The organism is Rhodococcus sp. NPDC056516, from assembly GCF_042794655.1.
Taxonomy (GTDB): Bacteria; Actinomycetota; Actinomycetes; order Mycobacteriales; family Mycobacteriaceae; genus Rhodococcus_F.
Genome location: NZ_JBHTTG010000003.1, coordinates 20,570 through 42,103 on the forward strand (window position 1 = coordinate 20,570; position 21,534 = coordinate 42,103).

The 21,534-nt window shown below is 62.0% G+C and carries 19 protein-coding genes; 13 read left to right on the forward strand and 6 right to left on the reverse strand.

Translation table 11 applies throughout. From position 1 onward, the window contains the following. Positions 1-13 precede the first annotated feature (13 nt). From ACFQ6Y_RS09405 to ACFQ6Y_RS09415, 3 genes are all read left to right on the forward strand, one after another. Positions 14-1,387 (forward strand): MFS transporter, encoded by a 1,374-nt coding sequence (locus ACFQ6Y_RS09405; RefSeq protein ID WP_378543005.1) that lies wholly within the window; start codon positions 14-16, stop codon positions 1,385-1,387. A gap of 224 nt (positions 1,388-1,611) precedes the next feature. Next, positions 1,612-2,988, forward strand: coding sequence for a putative lipid II flippase FtsW (ftsW, locus tag ACFQ6Y_RS09410; protein ID WP_378532757.1), 1,377 nt, complete (start codon positions 1,612-1,614; stop codon positions 2,986-2,988). A 114-nt stretch (positions 2,989-3,102) separates the two neighbouring features. Continuing rightward, positions 3,103-3,735: a TetR family transcriptional regulator gene (locus tag ACFQ6Y_RS09415; protein WP_007733896.1), complete on the forward strand. Its 633-nt coding sequence runs from the start codon at positions 3,103-3,105 to the stop codon at positions 3,733-3,735. Positions 3,736-3,738: 3 nt separating this feature from the next. On the opposite strand, the gene ACFQ6Y_RS09420 is transcribed toward ACFQ6Y_RS09415, so the two are convergent. Further along, positions 3,739-4,497: an SDR family NAD(P)-dependent oxidoreductase gene (locus ACFQ6Y_RS09420; protein ID WP_378543007.1), complete on the reverse strand. Its 759-nt coding sequence runs from the start codon at positions 4,495-4,497 to the stop codon at positions 3,739-3,741. A gap of 130 nt (positions 4,498-4,627) precedes the next feature. Here ACFQ6Y_RS09420 and ACFQ6Y_RS09425 point away from each other — a divergent pair, with 130 nt between their 5' ends. Continuing rightward, positions 4,628-5,383 carry a VIT family protein gene (locus ACFQ6Y_RS09425; protein ID WP_378631423.1) on the forward strand — a complete coding sequence of 252 codons (756 nt, stop codon included), beginning with the start codon at positions 4,628-4,630 and terminating at the stop codon, positions 5,381-5,383. Between the two features lie 55 nt (positions 5,384-5,438). On the opposite strand, the gene ACFQ6Y_RS09430 is transcribed toward ACFQ6Y_RS09425, so the two are convergent. The 3 genes from ACFQ6Y_RS09430 to ACFQ6Y_RS09440 form a co-directional block, all read right to left on the reverse strand. Next, positions 5,439-6,329 (reverse strand): universal stress protein, encoded by an 891-nt coding sequence (locus ACFQ6Y_RS09430; protein ID WP_378631425.1) that lies wholly within the window; start codon positions 6,327-6,329, stop codon positions 5,439-5,441. Between the two features lie 49 nt (positions 6,330-6,378). Next, complete coding sequence (locus ACFQ6Y_RS09435) at positions 6,379-7,914, reverse strand: CYTH and CHAD domain-containing protein (protein WP_378446556.1); 1,536 nt, start codon at positions 7,912-7,914, stop codon at positions 6,379-6,381. A gap of 75 nt (positions 7,915-7,989) precedes the next feature. Next, positions 7,990-8,913, reverse strand: a complete 924-nt coding sequence (locus ACFQ6Y_RS09440; RefSeq protein WP_378631428.1) for a pseudouridine synthase — start codon at positions 8,911-8,913, stop codon at positions 7,990-7,992. A gap of 140 nt (positions 8,914-9,053) precedes the next feature. On the opposite strand from ACFQ6Y_RS09440, the gene ACFQ6Y_RS09445 reads away from it, so the two are divergent. The 8 genes from ACFQ6Y_RS09445 to ACFQ6Y_RS09480 all read left to right on the forward strand — a co-directional run bounded on the left by ACFQ6Y_RS09445 (position 9,054) and on the right by ACFQ6Y_RS09480 (position 18,656). Further along, entirely contained in the window at positions 9,054-11,081 is a 2,028-nt protein-coding gene (locus ACFQ6Y_RS09445) for a CocE/NonD family hydrolase (protein ID WP_378631431.1), read from the forward strand. Between the two features lie 62 nt (positions 11,082-11,143). Further along, complete coding sequence (locus ACFQ6Y_RS09450; RefSeq protein WP_378631434.1) at positions 11,144-12,388, forward strand: DUF6986 family protein; 1,245 nt, start codon at positions 11,144-11,146, stop codon at positions 12,386-12,388. A gap of 3 nt (positions 12,389-12,391) precedes the next feature. Beyond that, the gene (alc, locus tag ACFQ6Y_RS09455; RefSeq protein ID WP_378631436.1) at positions 12,392-13,378 is read left to right on the forward strand and encodes an allantoicase; all 987 of its coding nucleotides are present in this window, start codon (positions 12,392-12,394) and stop codon (positions 13,376-13,378) included. Between the two features lie 16 nt (positions 13,379-13,394). After that, positions 13,395-14,339 (forward strand): allantoinase PuuE, encoded by a 945-nt coding sequence (gene puuE / locus ACFQ6Y_RS09460; protein WP_378532062.1) that lies wholly within the window; start codon positions 13,395-13,397, stop codon positions 14,337-14,339. A gap of 171 nt (positions 14,340-14,510) precedes the next feature. Next, the gene (locus ACFQ6Y_RS09465; protein ID WP_378632820.1) at positions 14,511-15,422 is read left to right on the forward strand and encodes an SDR family NAD(P)-dependent oxidoreductase; all 912 of its coding nucleotides are present in this window, start codon (positions 14,511-14,513) and stop codon (positions 15,420-15,422) included. A 1-nt stretch (position 15,423) separates the two neighbouring features. After that, the gene (locus tag ACFQ6Y_RS09470) at positions 15,424-16,344 is read left to right on the forward strand and encodes a ferritin-like domain-containing protein (protein ID WP_378532066.1); all 921 of its coding nucleotides are present in this window, start codon (positions 15,424-15,426) and stop codon (positions 16,342-16,344) included. Further along, positions 16,341-17,828: a flavin-containing monooxygenase gene (locus tag ACFQ6Y_RS09475; protein WP_378631446.1), complete on the forward strand. Its 1,488-nt coding sequence runs from the start codon at positions 16,341-16,343 to the stop codon at positions 17,826-17,828. The genes ACFQ6Y_RS09470 and ACFQ6Y_RS09475 overlap by 4 nt, the downstream gene beginning before the upstream one ends. Before the next feature lie 75 nt (positions 17,829-17,903). Further along, positions 17,904-18,656, forward strand: a complete 753-nt coding sequence (locus ACFQ6Y_RS09480; protein WP_378631448.1) for a MerR family transcriptional regulator — start codon at positions 17,904-17,906, stop codon at positions 18,654-18,656. Between the two features lie 44 nt (positions 18,657-18,700). Here the strand turns inward: ACFQ6Y_RS09480 and ACFQ6Y_RS09485 are convergent, their stop codons facing one another. Both ACFQ6Y_RS09485 and ACFQ6Y_RS09490 read right to left on the reverse strand, forming a co-directional pair. After that, positions 18,701-19,456, reverse strand: a complete 756-nt coding sequence (locus ACFQ6Y_RS09485; protein WP_378632824.1) for a class I SAM-dependent methyltransferase — start codon at positions 19,454-19,456, stop codon at positions 18,701-18,703. A gap of 82 nt (positions 19,457-19,538) precedes the next feature. Next, complete coding sequence (locus tag ACFQ6Y_RS09490) at positions 19,539-20,789, reverse strand: MCE family protein (RefSeq protein ID WP_378631449.1); 1,251 nt, start codon at positions 20,787-20,789, stop codon at positions 19,539-19,541. A gap of 338 nt (positions 20,790-21,127) precedes the next feature. On the opposite strand from ACFQ6Y_RS09490, the gene ACFQ6Y_RS09495 reads away from it, so the two are divergent. Next, positions 21,128-21,439 carry an ArsR/SmtB family transcription factor gene (locus ACFQ6Y_RS09495; protein ID WP_378532074.1) on the forward strand — a complete coding sequence of 104 codons (312 nt, stop codon included), beginning with the start codon at positions 21,128-21,130 and terminating at the stop codon, positions 21,437-21,439. The last annotated feature ends 95 nt before the right edge of the window (positions 21,440-21,534 follow it).

The window sequence follows — 21,534 nt, forward strand, 5'->3', positions numbered from 1 at the left end:
GATCGATTCGGCCGTGCGCTGGGAGATCGTCGTCTGCGTAGCGGCGGGTTTCACCACCCTTCTCGATTCGGCGGTGCTCGGAATCGGGGTCCCGTCCATCCGGGCGTCGCTGGGCGCGTCGACCTCCGAGGTGCAGTGGATCCTCGCGAGCTATTCGCTGACTTTCGGCTTGGCCCTGGTGCCGGCGGGCCGACTCGGTGACGTCGTCGGTCGTCGGCGCTTGTTCTTGGTCGGGCTCAGCATTTTCGCGGTGATGGGAATCCTCGGAGCGTGTGCGTCGGACCCGTCGATGATCGTTTTGGCTCGGCTGGGACAGGGGATCGGTGCAGGCACCATCAGTTCGCAAGTGCTCGGCATCATCACCGACCGGGTGTCCGGAAAGGCACGGGCGAAGGCGCTGGGCGCGTACAGCACCGCGGGTGGTCTGGCCGGCGTTTCCGGACCGATCCTCGGTGGTGTTCTGCTGAAGTATTCCGATCCTGACTTCGGGTGGCGGCTGCTCCTGATCCTCAACGTGCCGTTTGCCGTGGTCACACTGCTTCTGGCGTTTCGCTTTCTGCGCCGTGATCGAACCACCCGATCCGGCGCGTCGATAGATCCGGTGGGGTTGTGCCTGCTGGCGGCTACGACCGGGCTCCTGTTGTGGCCCATCGTGACCCGAACGAGTGTCACGGTGGCCGCGGCCTTCCTGATCGGTGCTTTCGGCGCTGCTGTCGCCTTCTGGTTCTGGGAACGTCGGTATGCCGTCCGCGGAGGTACGCCCGTGCTACTTCCGTCGTTGATCGCCTCTCGGGGATTTCGACTCGGTACGACGGTTGCGCTTTTCTGGTTCGGATCCATCCTCGCCGTCAACGCGGTACTCAGCCTCTATCTGATCGAAGGTTTGGGCTTCGCGCCGCTGAGTGCGGCGTTGATCATGACCGGCAGTTCGCTCGCGATGGCACTGACGTCGGCCTTCGGGTGGCGGTTGGTTGCCAGGTTCGGCCGAGGTGCGGTCGTTGTTGCGATAGTCGGGGAGATACTTGTCATCCTCGGCTACATCGCGGCGGTCAATCTGATTCCTCGGGAGTGTCTGATCCCGGTGCTGGTAGTCCTGGCCGTGTTGTCGGGAGTTGCCAGTGGCTTCGTCGACGCACCCAATCGGGTGTTGACTCTCGAATACGCGCCGGCGGGCGCGAACGGAGTTGCAGCGGGCTTCCTTCAACTCTCGCAGCGGTTGTCGGCGACCATCTCTCTGGCAGCGGTATCGGGGTTGTATCTCGGTGTCCTCGGGTCGTCGACCGACGGATACGGACGTGCGCTCGGAATCGCGCTGGCCGTCTGCGTCGTCATGTTGATGCTCTCGTTGGCGGGGGCGGTGGCAGACAGCCGTCGGAGAAAGACGTGAACTGGCATTTTGTGGGTCTCCTCGGTCCTTCGGAGGCAGAGCCCGTGTGACTCGTGGGACTTGTGTTACCCATGGGTTAGGAGTCGTGGGACGATACTTGTGTGGTGACCGGTCGCAGCGAAGACAAGCCCAACGGTCGCGGGAGTGGAGAGCCAGTTAACTCACCCCGCGGATCGTCGGACAAACGTGACCGCACATCGACGCCCTTTCGCGCTCGAACGGCGATGTGGACGAATCGGCCACTGTTCGATTTCCACATGATCGTCGGTCTGGTCGTGCTGATCGTCGCGTTCGGACTACTGATGGTGCTCTCGTCTTCGGGCGTCGAGTCCTACGTTCTGTCCGGGACGTCGTACGCCAGATTCTGGCCGCAGTGCATGTTCGCAGCGATCGGTCTCGTGATGTTCGTGGCGGTCGTGCGCTTACCGACCGAAACGATGCGCAGAGCTTCGCCGTGGCTGCTGATCCTGTGTCTTGTTCTGCTTGTCCTGGTGCTGATTCCAGGTATCGGTTCCGAACAGATGGGTGCTCGCAGCTGGTTCGTGATCGCGGGCATTTCCTTCCAGCCGTCGGAGCTGGCCAAACTTGCTCTGGCGATCTGGTCGGCTGCGACAGTTGCGTCGTTCATGAACGCACGGATGGATGTCAACCGCGCATTGCCGGTGATCGGCGGTACGACGCTGCTCGTTCTGGTCCTGGTGGTGTTGGAGAAGGACCTCGGAACCACCATCACGATCGGCATCATCTTCATGTCGGTGCTGTGGTTCGGACTGTTCCGGATGAAGACGTTCATCAGCCTCACACTCGGTTCTGCCGTCGCGTTTCTCGTGCTCGGGCTTACTGCTGGTTACCGATCGGATCGCATCAAGGCATTCCTGAATCCCGACCTCGACCCGCAGGGGTTGAACTTCCAGAGCACTCAGGCCAAGTACGCATTGGCCAACGGCGGCATTTTCGGTCGCGGTCTAGGACAGTCCGACGCCAAATGGAGCTACCTCCCGCAGGCACACAACGACTTCATTTTTGCCGTGATCGGTGAAGAGTTGGGTTTGGTCGGCGCCCTGATTGTCGTAGCTCTCTTTGCGGCGGTACTGATCGTCGGATTGCGGATCGCCAAGCGGTCCACCGATCCGTTCCTCAAAGTCATGACGGCTACGGCAACGACGTTGATCGTCGTCCAGGCGTTCATCAACATCGCTTACGTGGTTGGCCTGATTCCGGTGACCGGTCTGCAATTGCCGCTCATCTCGGCGGGCGGAACGTCGATGATCACCACCCTGCTGATGTTCGGGCTGATCGCTCATGCAGCCTTCCGTGAACCGGAGGCGGTCGCCTCGTCCGAGAGCAGCGGTCGCGGCTGGATCCCGCTGGTCTTCGGCAAGCCTCGGTTCGGCATTGCCAAGAAACCACAGCCTGATCGACGTAGGCCGCCCGCTCGCCGCGCCCAACCTGCTCCAACTGGGCAACGCAGACCGGAACGACGCGCGCCGCAACCCGACAGGCGCCGGGCTCCAGCTCCGGGCCGACGCGCACCGTCGCGTGACTGGTCGGAAGATCCACGCAGACGCGGCCGCTCCGATCGACCCCGGCGCGCTTCCTGATCTGGGCCAGTTCCACTGGCGGGCAATTCGGAAGCGGGCAGTCATCCACCCGACAATTGCGGTGGGCGACTACATTGGGAGTCGGCAAAACGACGTCTAATAAGGGTTGTGGACATGGCAGGTGGCGACAAGGCAGACCAGTCGGTGGTCGAACGTAGCTCGGTGACCGGACGTCGTACGACGCCGTCGCAGCGAGCACGTTTTCGCCGGATTGTCGACGCCGCAATGGAATCCGCCTCCGAAGGCGGCTACGACGCGGTGCAGATGCGATCGGTCGCCGATCGCGCCGGCGTCGCGATCGGCACTGTTTACCGGTATTTCCCGTCCAAGAACCACATGCTCGTTGTCGCATTGTTGTGGATGTTCGAGGGTTTGCGTGACAGATTCCAGGACTTTGTAATCCCGGGTGAGACTCCGTCGGACCGGATTCTGTTTGTGCTGCGCAAGAATACGGAGGTCCTCGAGACCGATCACCTCCGTTACGAAGCGTTGGTTCGGGCGTACATGTTCGCGGACGCGTCGGCGACTCCGGAACTCAATGCGCTCGGTGGGGTCGTGACCGAGATGTTCGCGAAGGCGATCGGCGTCGAGGAAGTCTCGCAGCAGCAGTTGGACGCGGTGAAGGTCATCGACGACGTCTGGATGTCGAGTCTCGTCTCGTGGGTTGCCGGCCGGATGACGACGGACGAAGTGATGGCGCATCTCGAACTTGCAGTGCGCCTGGTCTTTCGCAAGTTGGGCGGATAGTCCTCACACGGTGTAGCCGCCGTCGACGTTGAGCTTCTGGCCGCTGATGAATCCGGCGGCATCGCTTGCGAGAAAACATACGGCTTCAGCGATGTCGGTTGCCGATCCGAAGCGCTTCAACGGGATTCGGCTCATGGTCACGTCGAGTGCGCTCTGATCGAGTTCGGCCGAGTTGATCAGCCGCTCGGCCATTCCGTCGGTCAACATGCCGGGGCCCACGGAGTTGAACCGGACGCCGTAGCGCCCTTCTTCTGCGGCGAATCCGCGAACAAGTTGTTCGACAGCCCCTTTGGTACCTGCGGAGAGTCCGTCGCGCACCGGAAAACGATCCGTTGCCGCGGTCGTCACTGCTACCACCGAACCTGAAGATGCACGCAGCGAAGGCAGAGCGGTGTGAACGAGGGTGAAGAACGCTGCGGCTTCCTGGTTCAGTTGTTCGGTGAAGAACGCCGGCGTCACGCGTGAGAGGTGCGTCATCGGGACGTGCGGTCCGGCAGCGTGGACCAGCGTTGTCAACCTGCCCAGATCACTGACCGCATCGCTCACGGCGGCGCTGATCGACAACTCGTCCGTGAGGTCGAGAGGGTACGAGTGGGCGCGCACTCCATGCGTTCGAATCTGCTCGCTCAGTTGCTCGGCGGCGTCCTTGTTGTTTCGGTAGGTGAAGGCGACGTCGTGTCCGCGTTCGGCGAGAGTCAAGGCGATCGCCGACCCGATTCCGCCGGTTCCGCCGCTGACAAAAGCGGTGCGTGCTGCGCTCACAGTGCCTCCAGTGGTATGCCGATTCCAACCTAGCAAATGCTTGGTTGGGATGCCGTTCGGAATATATCACTGCGCGAAGGACAGGCTCAGATTGCTATCGCAACCGGACTGATCGCCCTAATCTGGTGCCATGTCCGGAGACAGTGTGCAGTTGACCGATGGGGCGCCGGAAGGGGAACCAGAATCCCATGCCTCGGAACCTCACGCACCGAGTTTGAACAATCGCCTGAACTGGCTGCGTGCCGGTGTTCTGGGCGCAAACGACGGAATCGTCTCGACCGCAGGCCTCGTGGTCGGTGTTGCGGCAGCGACAACCGAGCGTTCCGCGATCTTCACGGCTGGTTTTGCAGGTCTGGTCGCCGGCGCTGTATCGATGGCGTTGGGCGAGTACGTCTCGGTCAGCGCCCAGCGAGATACCGAACGTGCACTCCTGCAGAAGGAGAAGAAGGAACTCCTCGAGACCCCGGAGGCTGAACTCCAGGAACTGACCGAGATCTACGAGAACAAGGGATTGAGTCCGGAAACGGCCCGCCGCGTCGCCGAAGAATTGACCGAGCACGACGCGTTCGCGGCGCACGTAGAAGTCGAATTGGGTATCGATCCAGAAGATCTCACCAATCCGTGGCATGCGGCGATTTCGTCGGCAATCTCGTTCACGATCGGCGCGGCGATCCCGCTGGTCGCAATTCTGGTGCCGCCGACGGGTATCCGTGTCCCTATCGCATTTTTCGCGGTGCTGATCGCACTTGCGCTTACCGGAACGATCAGCGCGACGCTCGGCGGAGCCCGCAAGACGAGAGCGGTGCTACGCGTGGTGATCGGCGGCGCACTCGCGATGGCTGTGACGTACGGGGTAGGTCAGTTGGTAGGCACGGGCCTCGCCTGACCCTTGCTGTGCGCCTTTATTAACCCCCCGCGGTTAATAAAGGCGCACAGCAGATTCAGGCACGACAGATCATGACCGGCCCCGGCGCATGGTGCAGCAGATTCTGGCTGGTCGATCCCATTACGGCGCCGGCCATCGCACTGCGGCCGTGACTTCCGACAACTATCAACTGCGCGTCGTCGGCGTATTTGAGCATGACCGGGGCAGCGGCACCGGGTTCACTGATGCGGGTGACCGGCACGTCGGGGTACTGGTCGGCCATGCCCGCGAGATTCTCTGCCAGCAGTGCCGATTCCTCCTGTTCGACGGCCTCCCAGTCGATCAGAATTCCCGCTCCGCCTTCGCGGAAGGTGGACGAACCCTGCCAGGTGTGAACTGCGATGAGCGGTGCGTCGAACTGATCGGCATAACGAAACGCGTACTCGACGGCCTTCTTGCTCAACGCGCTTCCGTCGACTCCGACGATGACGGGACGCTGATCCGGACCGGGATTCTGTGCCGAACCACGCCACACGGTGACCGGACAGGTTGCATGATTGGCCACCTTCAGTGCTGTCGATCCGAGCAGCCGTGAGCGCAGTGCACCCGATCCGGTCGACCCCATCACGATCAGGCGTGCGGTACCCGAGGATTCGAGGATGTGCGTCGACGCCGGCCCTGGCGCGATCTCGGATTCGATGGTCAGTTCCGGGAATTCGGCCGAAATCACTGTGGCGGCGGCTTCGACGATCGCTTCGCCGTCTTCGCGGATCTGGCTGAGGAACTGCGACTGCAACATCACTGCAGCGGGACTGTAGATCGGACCCTCTTGCGGCAGGGCGTGCGCCAGAATCAGTCGTGAATTCACCGCGTTGGCGATCGAGGCTGCCCACCGCGCCGCGGCCGTGGAGGCCTCGGATCCGTCGATGCCGGCGACGACATCCTGGTGTCCTGCAAGTGTGTTCATGTCTACTCCCTCTGAAATGATCGAGATCGGTCGACTGGTTACAGCGAAGTCACCAGAGTGACGACGCCGACTTCACGGCTTCCTTCCACGTCTTGCGCAGCAGGGTTGATTGCCCGTCGGCGATTTCCAATTCCCGCCGATAGGCCATGCCCAATCCAAAGCTGGTCAATGAAGTGTGTTCCTGCTCTGCGGCAATTTCGAGCAGATGATGTTGGGCGACAACGGAATCCTGATGCTCGCCGAGAACGTCCTGGAAGTGGCTGAAATGCTTCAGGGCGCGCTTGGCTCGACTCTTCGACACGGGTTCCATGACCTCGATCGCGTACTTCATCCGCTTGGCTCCCTTGCGGGCGCGGTGCATGCGCTCGTCACGATCGGTGCGGGTATCGGCGTCGAAGACGTGATCGACTCGCTTACCCACCTTGTGTGCCAGGTGGCGCAGGGTATGAGCCAATTCTCGTGCCGACGCCTTCTTTCCCACGCGGTGCGCGACTGTGTCGAACTCGAGATCGCCGACGTACTCGTCGAGACGATCGAGCAGCGTGGTGTATCGCTCGGAATCGAGCGCCTCGAGGGCAGTTTCCTGTGCGGTTTCACCGCGTGCCGAGAAGAACTCGTCGACTCGAGCTCGCACAGCTTCTCGTTCGGGCATCTCGTCGATTTCGCCGAGGCGTTCCACAAGACGCTCCCACTGGACCTCGACGTCGCGGGCGTCGCCGAACTTTCCACCGATCCATCGCAGATCCGTGATGAGATCGTCGGTCTTGGGGGAGTGGCCGGCGTACGACTGGAGAGCGCTTCGGATGCGACGTGCTGCGACCCGGAAATCGTGAACGGCTTCGTCGTCGGCCCGACGCGTCCCCAGATCCGCTGCGACCAGTGCGCGCTGTTGTTCGATGAGGTAATTGCGCAACAGAATCCGCGGGTTCGACGCTTTGCCCGTGGTGACCTCGTGGCCGACGTACGGCGTGACCGAAGTGCCCAGTGCTCGTTTGAGTTTGGACGGACTCGCAGAACGCTCGAGTCCGGCGTCCAGTAGAACCGACTCGATGGCGTCGGCGAGGTCTTGTCCGCCTGCACCTTGTTCGACCTCGACTTCTTGCCACGTCGACTCACCGGAACCGTCTGCCTTGCAGGCGATGACGGTGTCGGAGACGACTTCGGCAAGCAGCACACCGTTTTCGCCGTTGAGCCTGGTGCGCTCCCGATCGGTGATGATCAGGGCGACCGGCACCAGATCGTGACCGCGGATGATCGCCCGGATCAGACTCGACAGCGGCGAGGGCACATCGGTGCTCTCGTCGGGAGGAAGCTGGATTTCGGTTCGAGTGTCCTGGCCTGCGGGAAGTTTCATGTGCCATCCCGCGTCATCGCCGCCTTCACGCTTGCGCAGCGTGATCTTCTCGGCGAGCAACCGGTAGTCGGCGGTGTCGAAGTAGGTGGCAGAGAGCTGTATCGAGTCGTGGACCGGTTCGCCGACAACACCGGGAAGCCCGCCCAGTGCGGGAACTTCCTGTTCGGCGGGCGCCTCGTACTTACGCTCGATCTCCCGTACGGCTTCGGGTACGTCAGCGGTCTTGCTCATCTGGTCTCCTCTTGCGGTGCGGTCTGCGCTTCCATCCTCCCGGTATCGGACGCACAGTGGAAGGGTCCGGGGTTCCTACGGCGAGTCGCCACGGGCTGATTCGTCCGGCCAGGACAGGGTCCGCCTACTTTCGAACCGTTGCAGACGGCCGGTAGTCGGATCCTCGAACTCGAGAACCTTCGACAGCAGGCGCAGAGGATTCGAATAATCCTCTGCGGCAACGTCGTAGAAGTCGGGATAGAAATTGTCGCCGTGGATCGGTAGCCCGAGCGAGGTCATGTGCAGGCGAAGTTGATGAGTCTTGCCGGTATGGGGGATCAACCGGTACCGCGCGAAGCCGTCCCGCGTCTCGATCAGTTCGATTCGCGACTCGCTGTTGGGCTCGCCCTCGATCTCCTCGGCCTTGAGTACCCCGCGTTCTTTCACGATGCGACTGCGCACGACTGCGGGGGTGCTCACCTGAGCGTCGTAACGCGCGATGGCCTCGTACTCCTTGGCGACGCGGCGCTCGGCGAACATGGTCTGGTAGTCGCGCCGGGCCGCCTGATGCACGGTGAACAGCAACAGTCCCGCCGTAACGCGGTCGAGGCGATGAGCTGGACTCAGCTCCGGTAGATCGAGGTCCCGACGCAAGCGGACCAACGCCGATTCGGCGATGTATCGGCCGCGCGGGGTGCTCGCGAGAAAGTGCGGCTTGTCCACGACAAGGATGTTCTCGTCCCGATAGAGGATGTCGATCTCGAACGGCACCCGCGTTTCGACGGGAGGGTCGCGGTACAGGTAGACGAACCGCCGGGGAGCGTAAGCGCTCGTCTCGGTGATTCCGACGCCCTTCTCGTCGACGACCTCCCCGGCTGCGACTTTCTCCCGCAGGCGGACGGCATCCTGGGGAAACCGTTCGAGCAGGTAGTCGAGCGTCGTCGCCCACATGCCGTCGTCGGGCTGACGGATGCGACTGGAGTTCAGGCCGTCGCGGACGGGAAGGGGTGATCGTGACACATCTTCAAAGCTAGCCGTCCGGTCGGCATTCAGACCTATTGACGACATATGGGACGGAAGTTACTATCCGGTAAGTTCGTGACACCGGTCACTGTCGTGGGGGCAGGGCTGGGTCATCACAACAGAAAATTGGGGTTTTCGTGAGGACACGACTTCTACGTCGAAGGTCGACAACGATTGCGGTGGGGCTGTGCGTCGTGGGGTTGACGGTGCCGAGCGCCGTCGCTTCTGCGGATCCGACGGGAGGGTCGGACGGGCAGGCCTGGCTCGCGGCAACGGAGGCGACTCCGCAGTATCCGGGGGTCTCCATCGAGTGGGACGTGCCCATCACGATGAGTGACGGCACAGTTCTGCAAGCGAATGTGTACCGACCGGCGGATGCATCCGGGCGGGCCGTGGAATCGAGGACGCCTTCGGTCCTCAACATCACGCCGTACACGAAACTGCTGGACACGCTGGTGGATTCAGCTCTCTCGATCCCGCAGGTCGGAGAGACGTTGATGGACGTGGCGAACTCGCTCGACCTTGCGGCGCCGTTCGACGGTGTGTCGGAGTTGACGGGCGTCATTGCCGGCGGAGGTGCCAGGGTGCTCGGCGTCAACCGTGATCTGGTCCAGAACGGGTATACACAGGTTGTGGTCGACGCACGTGGAACCGGCTTCTCCCAGGGTAATTGGGACGTGCTCGGCAAGCGTGAGCAACAGGATTCGGTCGAGGTCATCGACTGGATGAGCAAGCAGGGGTGGTCCGACGGGAAAGTAGGGATGGCGGGCATCTCCTACTCCGCGATCAACTCGGTGCAGGCGGCGAGCAACAATCCACCTGCACTGAAGGCGATCTTCCCGGTCGAACCGGGCAACGATCTGCTGCGCGACATCGTCGGGACCGGTGGCGGCCTCGGAGTCGGGTTCATGCCGTTGTGGTTGACCGCGGTCAACGGGCTCAAACTCGTCCCGAACGTTCAGGACATCCTGCAAGGAAACTTCGATCCCCTGTGGTTGGCGAGCCGCCTCGAGGATCCGGGAACGCTGATTCCCGAACTGGTGCAAGCGATGACGGCTCAGCGAATCGAGGACGTGTCACCGTCGACTCTGCAAGTCGCGCAAGACGGTCAGTTCTATCAGGACCGGTCCGCAGACGTCGGAAACATCACTGTTCCGACGATGGTCTACGGCGGGTGGCACGACATTTTCGCCAACAGTGAGCCGCGGATCTACAACGGAATAGATCTGCCGCCCGGACAGAAGCAGTTGATCATGGGGAACGGCTATCACGTCACTCCCGGTGGTGGGTTCGGCAAGGACGGTGCGCCGCCGCGCCTCGACGTGCTCGAACGTGCGTGGTTCGACAAGTGGCTCAAGGGCATCGACAACGGAATCGATCGATACGGTCCGGTGACGATGTTCCAGCAAGGTGGCGGATGGATCACGGACGATCAGTTCCCGCGAGCGGGTGCGCGCTATGAACGTATGTATCTGAACTCCGCGCCCAGCGGTACTGCCGCCCACGCGGCGTACGACGGTTCCCTGACCGATGACCTACCCAGTGCCGCAGCACGATTGACAGTTGCACCCGGACTGCAAGGCTTCTGCTCCGGTGACGGAACCCAAGGAACGGCCGGTATCTCCGTGGTGCTCGGTGCGTCGTGTTCCAAGGATTCCCGGTTCCAGGAAGCGGAGGGTCTCACGTTCACCGGCGAGGCAGTGACCGAGCCGACCACACTCTCGGGCCCGATCAACGTCCATCTCGAGACGGTCTTGGACGCGACGGACGGATTCTGGGCAGCGACGGTCAACGACGTAGCGCCGGACGGAACCTCGACGCCGATCACGAACGGGGCACTGACCGCGTCGCTCCGGGCGGTCGACGATTCCAAGAGCACCCGCTCGGCCAACGGTGACTACAGTGAACCGCACCACTTTCTGACGATCGACACGCGTCAGCCGGTTGTTCCCGGAGAGGTCACCACCGTCGACATCAACATGCTCCCGACGGACGCAGTGCTGCAACCGGGGCACCGACTTCGCGTCGACGTCTACGCTGCCAGCGTGCCGCGTTACCTGGCCCTCGGGCCGATGCTCGCCGACAGTCAACTCGAGCCGCAGCACATCGAGTTGGCTGCAGACCGGCCGAGCTTCGTCAACGTCCCCTTCGTCGGGGGTCGCTGACCCGGACTGCGACGGCGGCGTGAGAACCTGCGGGTTCGCGGAGGTTCTGAGAAGATCGTCCGATGACAGAATCCCGACTCTCCGCCGCCGTCCATGATCGTCTGGACGAACTTCTGGACCCGGTGGACGAGCGGCTCGCGGCGCAGTACCCGGGAAACCGTGACGAGATCCAGCCAGTGCACACGATTTACGTCAGTGCCGCTGATGCAACCGTCGACACTCCTCGTCTCTGGGGTGAGCAGGCGATTGCGCTTCTCAATTCTCACGCGCATGTGTTCGCCGATCTCGACACCGAGAATGCACTCGCCGATGTGCGAGTTCAACTCGGCCGCAAGCCGGTCCAAGACTTTCGAATAGATTTCGAGGACGGATACGGACGCCGCAGCGACGAGGAAGAAGACGCAGCAGCGACGTCGGCCGGGCGGACACTTGCAGCGCTCAGCGCTGATCCTGCCGGGCCGAACTGGGGCGGCATCAGGTTCAAGGGGCTGCCGGCCAGTGAGCGTCGTCGCTCGATCAGGACGCTCGAGTTGGTGCTCGACGCGGCCGGCGGAGTGCCGGACGGATTTGTCTTCACCGTCCCCAAACTGCGCGCGGTGGAGCAGGTCACGGCGACGGTGTTGCTCTGTGAAGAACTGGAGAAGGCTCACGGACTCGAGCCGGGTTCGCTTCGGTTCGAGTTGCAGATCGAGAGCCCGCAGGCAGTCATCGCTGCCGACGGAACGGTGGCTGTTGCTCCGGCTATCCACCGCGGTGCCGGTCGTCTGACCGGTTTGCATTACGGCACTTACGATTACAGTGCGGCGTGCGGAATTGCATCGCATCATCAGTCGCTCGAACATCCGGTGGCAGATCACGCAAAGGCTGTCATGTTGGCTGCTGCCGCGCAGACCGGCGTGTGGGTGTGCGACGGGTCCACTCAGGTCGCGCCAGTCGGGAGTGCCACGGCAATCCGCGACGCGATCACTCGGCACCATGGGCTCGTCACACGATCCCTGGAACGCGGTTACTACCAGGGCTGGGACATGCACCCCGGGCACCTGGTCACCCGCTGGCTCGCCACCTTCGGTTTCTACCGCAACGCGCTCGGCGCCGCCGCCCCGCGCATCCAGTCGTACCTGGGGCGCCAAGGTGGCGATGTGATGGACGAACCCGCAACCGCACAGGCTCTGGCGGCGGTGGTTCTGCGCGGGCTCGACGCGGGGGCCTATCCGGAATCCGAGGTTCTCCGGCTCGCGCCGAGCGCCGACACCGACGCACTCCGCCATCTCGTAGGACGCACCACACCGATCACAGGAGAACACTGACCGATGAGCACCACCGAATTCACCTTGCTGCCCGACCTCGCACTGCGCACCCTCGGCGGAGCCGTCATCTGGGCCAACGACGAGGCATTCGCCGAGCGTGAGGCCCTGATCCGGCCAGGCAAGGCCGGCTATCAGCCGGCGACGTTCGGGCACAAGGGGCAGGTGTACGACGGTTGGGAGACGCGTCGTCGCCGCGCGGCAGGTCACGACGAGGCTATCGTGCGCCTCGGTGTTCCCGGAGTGGTGCGAGGCGTCGTCGTCGACACCGCGTGGTTCAAGGGCAACTACCCGCCCGAGATCTCGGTGGAGGCAATCTCCGTCGACGGGTATCCGGATCCCCTCGACCTCGCCGGCTCCGGCGAGTGGACAACCATCGTCGAGCGCTCGACCGTGCAGGGAGACTCGGAGAATCCGTTCTCGGTGGCGTCGGCGGAGCGGTGGACGCACGTCAAGCTGACCATCTACCCGGACGGCGGCGTGGCGAGATTCCGTGTTCACGGTGAAGCGCGGCCGGACCCACGCTTCCTCGACGCCGGGCCGTTGGACCTCGCAGCACTCGAAAACGGTGGCCGCGTGACCGATTGCTCCAACATGTTCTACAGCTCACCGCAGAACATCCTGTTTCCCGGACGCGCTGCTTCGATGGGTGACGGGTGGGAGACCGCCAGGCGCCGCGATGACGGAAACGACTGGGTACAAGTACAACTCGCGGGTGAAGGCGTGTTGAGCTTCGTCGAGATCGACACCTCGTATTTCCTCGGAAACAGTCCGGGTGAGGGCGCTTTGGCCGGTCGAACGACGGAAGGGGAGTGGATCGAACTGTTGCCGCGCACGACGTTGCGTCCGGATACGCGTCATCGCTTTCCGATCGAATCCGAAGTCCCGGTCACCGATGTCCGTCTGGACATCTTCCCGGATGGTGGCCTCGCGCGGCTGAGAGTCTTCGGCGTATTGACCGACGCTGCTCGCGCTGTGATTTCCGGGCGCTGACGGTAAAGTTGTTGACATGAGCGACTATCCGCGCGAGAACGATCCCCGGGACACCTATCCCCGGGACATGGTGGGATACGGGCCTCATCCGCCGCACCCGCACTGGCCCGGCGACGCGCGGATTGCCGTTCAGTTCGTCCTCAATTACGAAGAGGGAGCGGAGAACAACGTCCTGGACGGGGACGCGGCTTCGGAAACATTTCTGTCGGAAATGACTCCGGCAGAGGCGTTTCCGAACCGACACATGAGCATGGAATCGCTGTACGAGTACGGCTCCCGGGCCGGGTTGTGGCGTGTACTGCGAACCTTCGAGCGGCGAAACCTGCCTCTCACAGTCTTTGCGGTGGCGCGGGCGATGCAGCGTAACCCCGAAGCAGTCAGTGCTTTTCAGGAGTTAGGCCACGAGATCGCGTGCCACGGATTGCGTTGGAAGTCTTACCAATCCGTGGACATCGAACGCGAACGCGCAGACATGGCCGAGGCAGTGCAGATTCTGCGAGATCTGACGGGTTCGGCGCCTCTCGGTTGGTACACCGGACGCGATTCACCGAACACTCGTGAACTGGTGGTCGAGCACGGCGGCTTTGTCTACGACTCCGATTCTTACGCAGATGATCTGCCGTACTGGGTCGATGTGCCGCGTGGCGCAGAGTCGGTGAAGCACCTGGTCGTTCCGTACACGCTCGATACCAATGACATGCGATTCGCCTCTCCCGCAGGATTTCCCAGCGGCGATCAGTTCTTTGCGCACCTTCGTGACGCCTTTGACGTGCTGTATGCGGAGGGGACGGCCGGATCGCCGAAGATGCTCTCGGTCGGGTTGCACTGCCGCATAGTCGGCCGCCCCGCCCGTGCTGCCGCTCTCGAACGATTCCTGGACCACGTGCAGTCGCACGAGAAAGTCTGGATCGCGCGGCGCATCGACATCGCCGAGCACTGGAAGTCCGCGCACCCCGCTTAGGGATCACGGCCGGTCGACAAAAGACTTCATTCGAGCAGTTCGGGTACTTATTCGACCGGCGCGCATTCCGCCAGCGAATTCTAGGCCATTGACAACTGGCACGGTTGTGGATGACTCTTTGTAGATGGAGAAACACACAGCAGTCGAAGCGTCTTCAAAGTGAGCCGACCAGTGCCAACCAAGAAGCCGACCAAGAGCCGCGAATGGAAGTTGTCCCACAGTGCCCGCGCGGTGGTGACCGGCGCCGGCAGCGGAATCGGCCGTGCCTTTTCGTTGGAGTTGGCGCGCCGAGGTGGTGAGGTGATCTGCGCGGATATCTCGCTGGAGCGGGCCAAGGAAACTGTGGCACTCATCGACGAGATCGGTGGTACCGCACACGCCGTCCAATGCGATGTGTCGATTCGTGAGCAGGTTCAGGACCTGGCGTTGTTCGCGGAACTCGAACTTGCGGGACCGCTTTCGCTGGTGATCAACAATGCCGGGGTCGGTATCGGTGGGAAACCGGTGGGTGAGATCGGTTTCGACGATTGGGAGTGGGCACTCGGGATCAATCTGTGGGGTGTCGTGCACGGCTGTGAGATATTCGCTCCACAACTGCGTGCGAGCGGCGCCGGGGGATTCATCAACGTGGCCTCGGCCGCTGGGTTTGCGGCTGCGCCGCTGATGGCGCCCTACAACGTCGGCAAAGCGGCCGTGATGTCGCTCTCGGAGACCTTGTCTGCTGAACTTGCCGGTACGGGAGTGCGGGTGACGGTGCTGTGTCCGACCTTCGTCAAGACAAATGTTGCTCGCGACGGTCGAATCACCGCGGAAGCAACACAATTGGCGCAGGCGTTGATGCGGCGAACCGGCTTTTCGCCGGAGCGCATCGCCGTCACCACTCTCGACGCCTACGACAAGGGGCGACTCTACGTGGTGCCGCAGTTCGATGCGAAGGTGACCTGGCGACTCAAGCGGTATCTACCCGTTGCATACACGTGGGGCTGTGGAGTTCTCAATCGCTTTGCGCCGAAACAGAAGTCGGGATCATCTGGAGCCTCGGCGGTGCCGGATACGAACTCGCTGAGCACGAAAGGAGCGTGACATGTCCTTCGATTTCGACGGAATGCTGCAGAAGATCAAGGACCGACAATGGGCTCTGGTGGAGATCGACTGGGATGCTCCCGGTGCCGAGACGATCAGTCCAGAGCTTCACGCGAAGCTGAAACCGTTCATGTCGGACCTGATGTGGATCGAGAACGTCGGTGCCCGTGGCTTCGCTGCGATGGCTCTCAAGGCGCCGACTGAAACTCTCCGCGACATCTATCGGCATTTTCACGCCGAGGAACAGAAGCACGCCAACGCCGAACTCGCGCTGATGCGTAGGTGGGGAATGCTCGACGGCGACGAGATGCCCGAGCCCAACATCAACGTCAAGCTCGTCATCGACTGGCTGGACAAGCATTCCGACGGTTTGTCTCTCTCGATTCTCGGGACCGTCATACCGATGCTCGAGGTGGCGCTCGACGGAGCCCTGGTCAAATTCATCATGGACGAGATCGAGGATCCGGTCTGTCAGGCTGTGTTCAAGAAGATCAATGCAGACGAGTCCAGGCATCTGGCGGTCGATTTCGCGGTGATCGAGATGCTCGGGCACTCGACGACGCGCAAGCTCGTCGTCGAAACCGTCGGCGCCTGGATGAATCCGGCGTTGATCATCGGGACACTTCGATACATCCCGCTGTTGAACAAGATGCGCGACAACATCGTCGACATGGGAGTGAACGAGGAACGGCTCTACACCGCGATGAAGCGGTTCAGGAACGTAGGCGAACGGAGTCCGGCCGCGCTCCGCGTCCCGATGTATCGGGTGGTGAAGTGGCACGGAAACATGGTCATCAATCGCAACCATCCCTATCATCTGCTTGCCGATCGGATGGTCAAGGTCACGGGCCGACTTTCCGGCAGCAGGCTCAATTCCGAGCCGACCTGGGCCAAGGAACTTACGTACGAGCCACTCGCATGAGTACTGCCGAGCCACTGTCAGTGGCGATCATCGGTGGAGGTTTCGCAGGAATCGGAGCGGCGATTCGGTTGAAGCAGAACGGTATCGAGGACTTCGTCATTCTCGAACGCGGCACGGAGGTCGGCGGGACGTGGCGCGACAACACGTATCCGGGAGCTGCGTGCGACATTCCGTCCCGTCTGTACTCGTACAGTTTCGCCCCGAACCCCGACTGGTCGCACACCTACTCATCCAGTGCGGAGATCCTCGGCTACATCCGAACGATGGTGAAAGAGTTCGGCCTCGATCCGAAGATTCGGTTTCGGTGCAACGTCACGGGCGTCGAGTGGGACGAGCAGACCGGTGCCTGGACGATCGCGCTCGAGGGCCGTGAAGCGGTCGTTGCCCGGACCGTCGTCATGGCGTCCGGTCCGCTCGCGAACGTCAGCTTTCCTGCTGTTCCGGGTTTGGAGAGCTACGAAGGGCACAAGATTCACAGTGCTCGCTGGGACCATGACTACGACTTCACCGACAAGCGGGTCGCAGTGATCGGAACCGGGGCCAGTGGAGTCCAGATCGTCCCGGAACTCGTGAAAACTGCACGATCAGTGAAGGTTTTCCAACGAACCCCCGGATGGGCATTGCCGCGAGCAAATCTACGCACACGACCTCGCACGAAGGAGCTGTACCGTCGTCATCCGGTCGTCCAGACTCTGGCGCGTCGGGCTTGGTACTGGGGACACGAATCGGTAGCGCTCGGGGTGGTCTGGGAATCCCCGTTGACGAGGGTGGTGGAAACATTCGGGCGTCTTCATCTGCGCATGCAGGTGAAGGACCCGTGGTTGCGGCGACAACTCACTCCCGATTTTCGGGCAGGGTGCAAGCGGTTGCTGATGACCAGCGAGTATTACCCGGCTCTCCAGCAGGACAATTGCACACTCGTGACCTGGCCGATCGCGAGATTGGCCCCACATGGCATTCGCACGGTCGAAGGGATCGAGCATCAATTCGACTGCATTGTGTTCGCCACCGGCTTCGACGTTTGCAAGACCGGAACACCGGTCCCGATCATCGGACGGGACGGACGTGTGCTCGCACAGGAGTGGAAATCCGGGGCGCGCGCGTACAAGAGCATTGCGGTATCCGGTTACCCCAACCTGTATTTCACCTTCGGACCCAACTCTGGTCCGGGGCACAGCTCCGCCCTCGTGTACATGGAAGCGCAACTCGACTATCTCGCCCAAGCGATCAAGATCGTCCTCGAGCGCGACCTCAAGGCGCTCGACGTTCGTCAAGATGTCGAAGATGCGTACAACGTCGAGTTGCAGCGTCGGCTGTCGAAGACCACGTGGAACTCGGGATGTTCGAGTTGGTATCTCACCGACGAAGGTTTCAACGCCACGATGTTTCCCGGCTTCGCGACCCAGTACGTGAACCAATTGAAATCGGTGGATCTTCGGGACTACACGAGCACGGTGCGCGAGAAAGACACTGCGCGGACCTGATCCCGGGTTCTGATCGGCCTGGTGTTGCCACTAAGTTGGAATCGTGACGACCGACGCGGCAGAGGAGACGAGGCGGTGACCGAGTACCGCATCGACGATCTAGCGCGCGCTGCGGGCACTACCTCGCGGAACGTACGGGCATATCAGGAACGCGGATTGCTTCCTCCGCCGGAGAAGCGGGGGCGGGTAGGTATCTATGGCGACGCGCACCTCGAACGCCTCAAACTGATCGACACACTTCTTCAACGAGGTTTCACCACTGCGCATATCGACGACTTCATCACCGGGTGGGAAACCGGGAAAGATCTGACAGAGGTGCTGGGTCTGCAGCACGCGGTCACCGAACCATGGTCCCGCAGTGACACCGTGAGTATCGAGATGGCCGTCGTACGCGAATTTCTCGGGGGCGATGCGGATGGTCAACTCGATCGACTCGTAGATCTCGGACTGGTACAGATCGAAGGCGAGAACTGCGTTTTCACCGATCCTGCTTTGCTCAGCGGGTTTTCGAGTCTCCTCGAATACGGTTTTACTCTCGATCAACTTGTCGATGTGCATGAAAAGCTCCACAACGCCGTGGACGGGATCGCCAAAGACCTGATTCAGGCGGCGAAGGATCACATCGTCGATCAGCACGGGGTCGGTTGGCTCCCGGAGGGCGACGAGGTTGCCGGAACAGCCGAGATGCTCCAGACGATGCGTGAACTCGGTGTGGCGTCGGTACACTCGGCACTGGCCCGGGCGCTCGACGCGAACCTTCAGCGTGAACTCGGCGACTACCTCGCCGCTGCGATCGGCTCGCGGAGCGACGTCGACGAGTCGACTTAGCAGCTTCGATCACGTTCGGGATGCGCTGCCCCGTCGCGGTGCGCTCAGCTCTTGCGTGCCTCGATCAGGAATCGACTCGAGTACGCGACAAACGATCCGTCGCGACGGATCTGCGCGTCGAGTTCGCGGAGTCGGTCTCGGTACTGCGCCACGGTGAATCCCGGAACCATCCAGATCACCTTGCGTAAGAAGTAGACAACGGCGCCGATGTCGAAGAATTCCATGCGCAGACGCTCGAAACGAAGGTCGACGATGGTGAGCCCGGCCGCAATCGCGTCAGCACTTTCATCCTCGTAGTGCCGTCCGCGACGAGCCTGCGGCTGAGGACCGAGAAAGTACTCGACCAGTTCGAACACGCTGGCGTGGCCCACATGTTGGGCGAAGTACGTTCCCCCGGGTTCGAGCACGCGCGCGATCTCGGACCACCACACTGTCGCGGGGTGCCGGCTGGTCACCAGATCGAATGCCGAATCGGCAAACGGTAGCGGCGGCTCGTCTGCGTCCGCGACGACCACCACACCTCGGGGACGCAGAAGGGCGGTGGCCTTGGCGATGTTCGGTGGCCAGGATTCGGTTGCTGCCATCACCCGCGGGAGTGACGGTGCAGCGGCGAGGACTTCGCCGCCGCCGGTCTGGATGTCCAATGCGGCGCCGGCGCGGCCGAGGCGCTCACCCATCAGCCTCTGGTATCCCCATGAGGGACGCTGCTCCGTAGCGCGCCCGTCGAGCCACGAGAAATCCCATCCGTCGACGGAGGCGGATTCGGCTTCGGCGACGAGTTCGTCGAAACCTCGTGACATCCCCTGTGACTCGCCCTCCGGCGTTCCTTCTGACATCACATCATCATCGTCGGCGAGCACTGACGGTGCCACTTGTTTACGGCTACTTCGGGGTGGCGCCGAGCATCGGTGCGAGTTGAGTGGCAGTTGGGTTCAGGTTGAGCCTGTCCGGGTCCACCTTGGGCTTGCTGTCCCACGGTTGCGAGGTGTTCGGGTCGGCGAAGGCGATGCGGTTGGCGCTACGAACTCCCGTTTGGCTGCCCTGAGGCGCCTGGCAGTTGGCGGCAGTGTTCAACGGGAAGTTCTGCGTGGTGTCGTCGAAGTTCGGGTCTTTGCGCTTCATCTCGTCGAGAATCGCCATGGTTCCTTCGTAGCCGACAGTGCACGAGAGTGGGTTGTTGGTCTCGAGTACCAAGCCCAGATGAACAGTCCCGTCTCCCGGCGCAACGGTGGGCGCCGCCCCGGCGAGCGCAGGGAGAAAGAGTAGGAATGGCTGCAGGGAAGGCAATGTCGGTGCAGTCGCAGCTGCAACGGCGGAGAGGTTGGAGAGGTTGGTGGTGAGTGCGGGGCCGGCTTCGGTGACGAGTGCGCCGACTTGGTCGCTGGCCGGTATGCCGTTGTCGATCACGCGTCGGATGTCGGGGTCGCTGGTGCGCAACTGCGCGGTCAGTGCGTCGAGGTCGGTGCTGAACTGCTTGATCGCCGACGATTGATCGGACTGGGTCGTGAGCACCGTCTGGCTGTCGCGGATCAGTCCGAGGGTCTGGGGAAGGGTATCGAGGCCCGACTGGGAAATCCCCGACAGCGAGTCGGCAAGTACCTGCAGATCTTCGCCTTTGCCGTTGAATGCCGCGCCGAGTTCCTTCGCGACGGTATGCAGTGCGTCGACGGGAACGGACCGCACCAAACCGTCGGCGCTGGTCAAGACGTTCTCGATCGGGATCGGCGTGGTGGTGTCGCCCACGGCGATCACCGAGCCGTCGTCGAGGAACGGACCCTGGTCGGTATCGGGCTGCAGGTCGACGTACTGCTCGCCGATGGCAGAGCGATTGGCCACGACGGCTCGCGCTGATGCGGGGATCTGGGGAGCACTGCTGTCGATCAACAGGTCGACTTCGATTCCCTCGGACGTGAGGGACATGTCGCCGACGCGTCCGACGGGTACACCGCGGTAGGTCACTTCGGCATTGGTGAAGATGCCGCCGGACGTCGCCAGTTCGGTCTTGACCGTGTACTGGCCGAATCCCAGAAGATTGTCCAGCCGTACATATTTCGCACCGACGTAGATCAACCCGAGTAGCGCGACGGCGACGAGAGCGACCAGCTGCCATTTGGCGAGCCTCGACATCACCATCGGAGATCGAGCCCGAACTGATGTGGTGTGCTCATGGTTCGACTCCCGAATGACAAGCCGGGTACGGCTGATGTTGAGCGAATTGTGTTCACCCACGGACGTTCTGAGGTGAACCGGAAAGTTCCGACAATTCGTTGTTGGCGATAACTATAAACAAGTCGTCACAGATAGAAAGTCGGGGTGTATGTTTACGCAGGTCGCTGAAAACGAAGTGGCACAGCTCACTTCACGCGTAGAAATGTGATGCACAACCTTTCTCGTGCCGTGCAGGCTTGACTTAGCCGGTCGTATCTATAAAAGTAGATGCGTTCCGGTCGGTGAAGGGTGAGGTGTGATCGATGGATGCTTTGGCGATCTTCAAGTCCCTGTCGAACCAGACTCGCCTGCAGATCATGGAGTGGCTGGCGCATCCGGCGAAGTACTTCGACGAAGACTCGTACACGCAACAGGATCTCGGTTTTCACATCGGAGTCTGTGTCGGTGACATTGCGTCGCGATCGGGGCTCGCGCAGTCGGTGATCTCGGGGTATCTGCAGGGCATGAAGGATGTGGGCCTGCTCGAGTCCGAACGTATCGGGAAGTGGACGTACTACCGGCGGAATGAAGCCGTGATTGCCGAGTTCAGGGAATTCGTTCGCGAAGAACTGTGACAGTCGGTTTTTTCGCGACGATGTGCGCCCCATCATATCTACATATCTAGATATATATCTGCTTCGCGTCCCGTGTGGCGCAGTAAGAGGAGTGT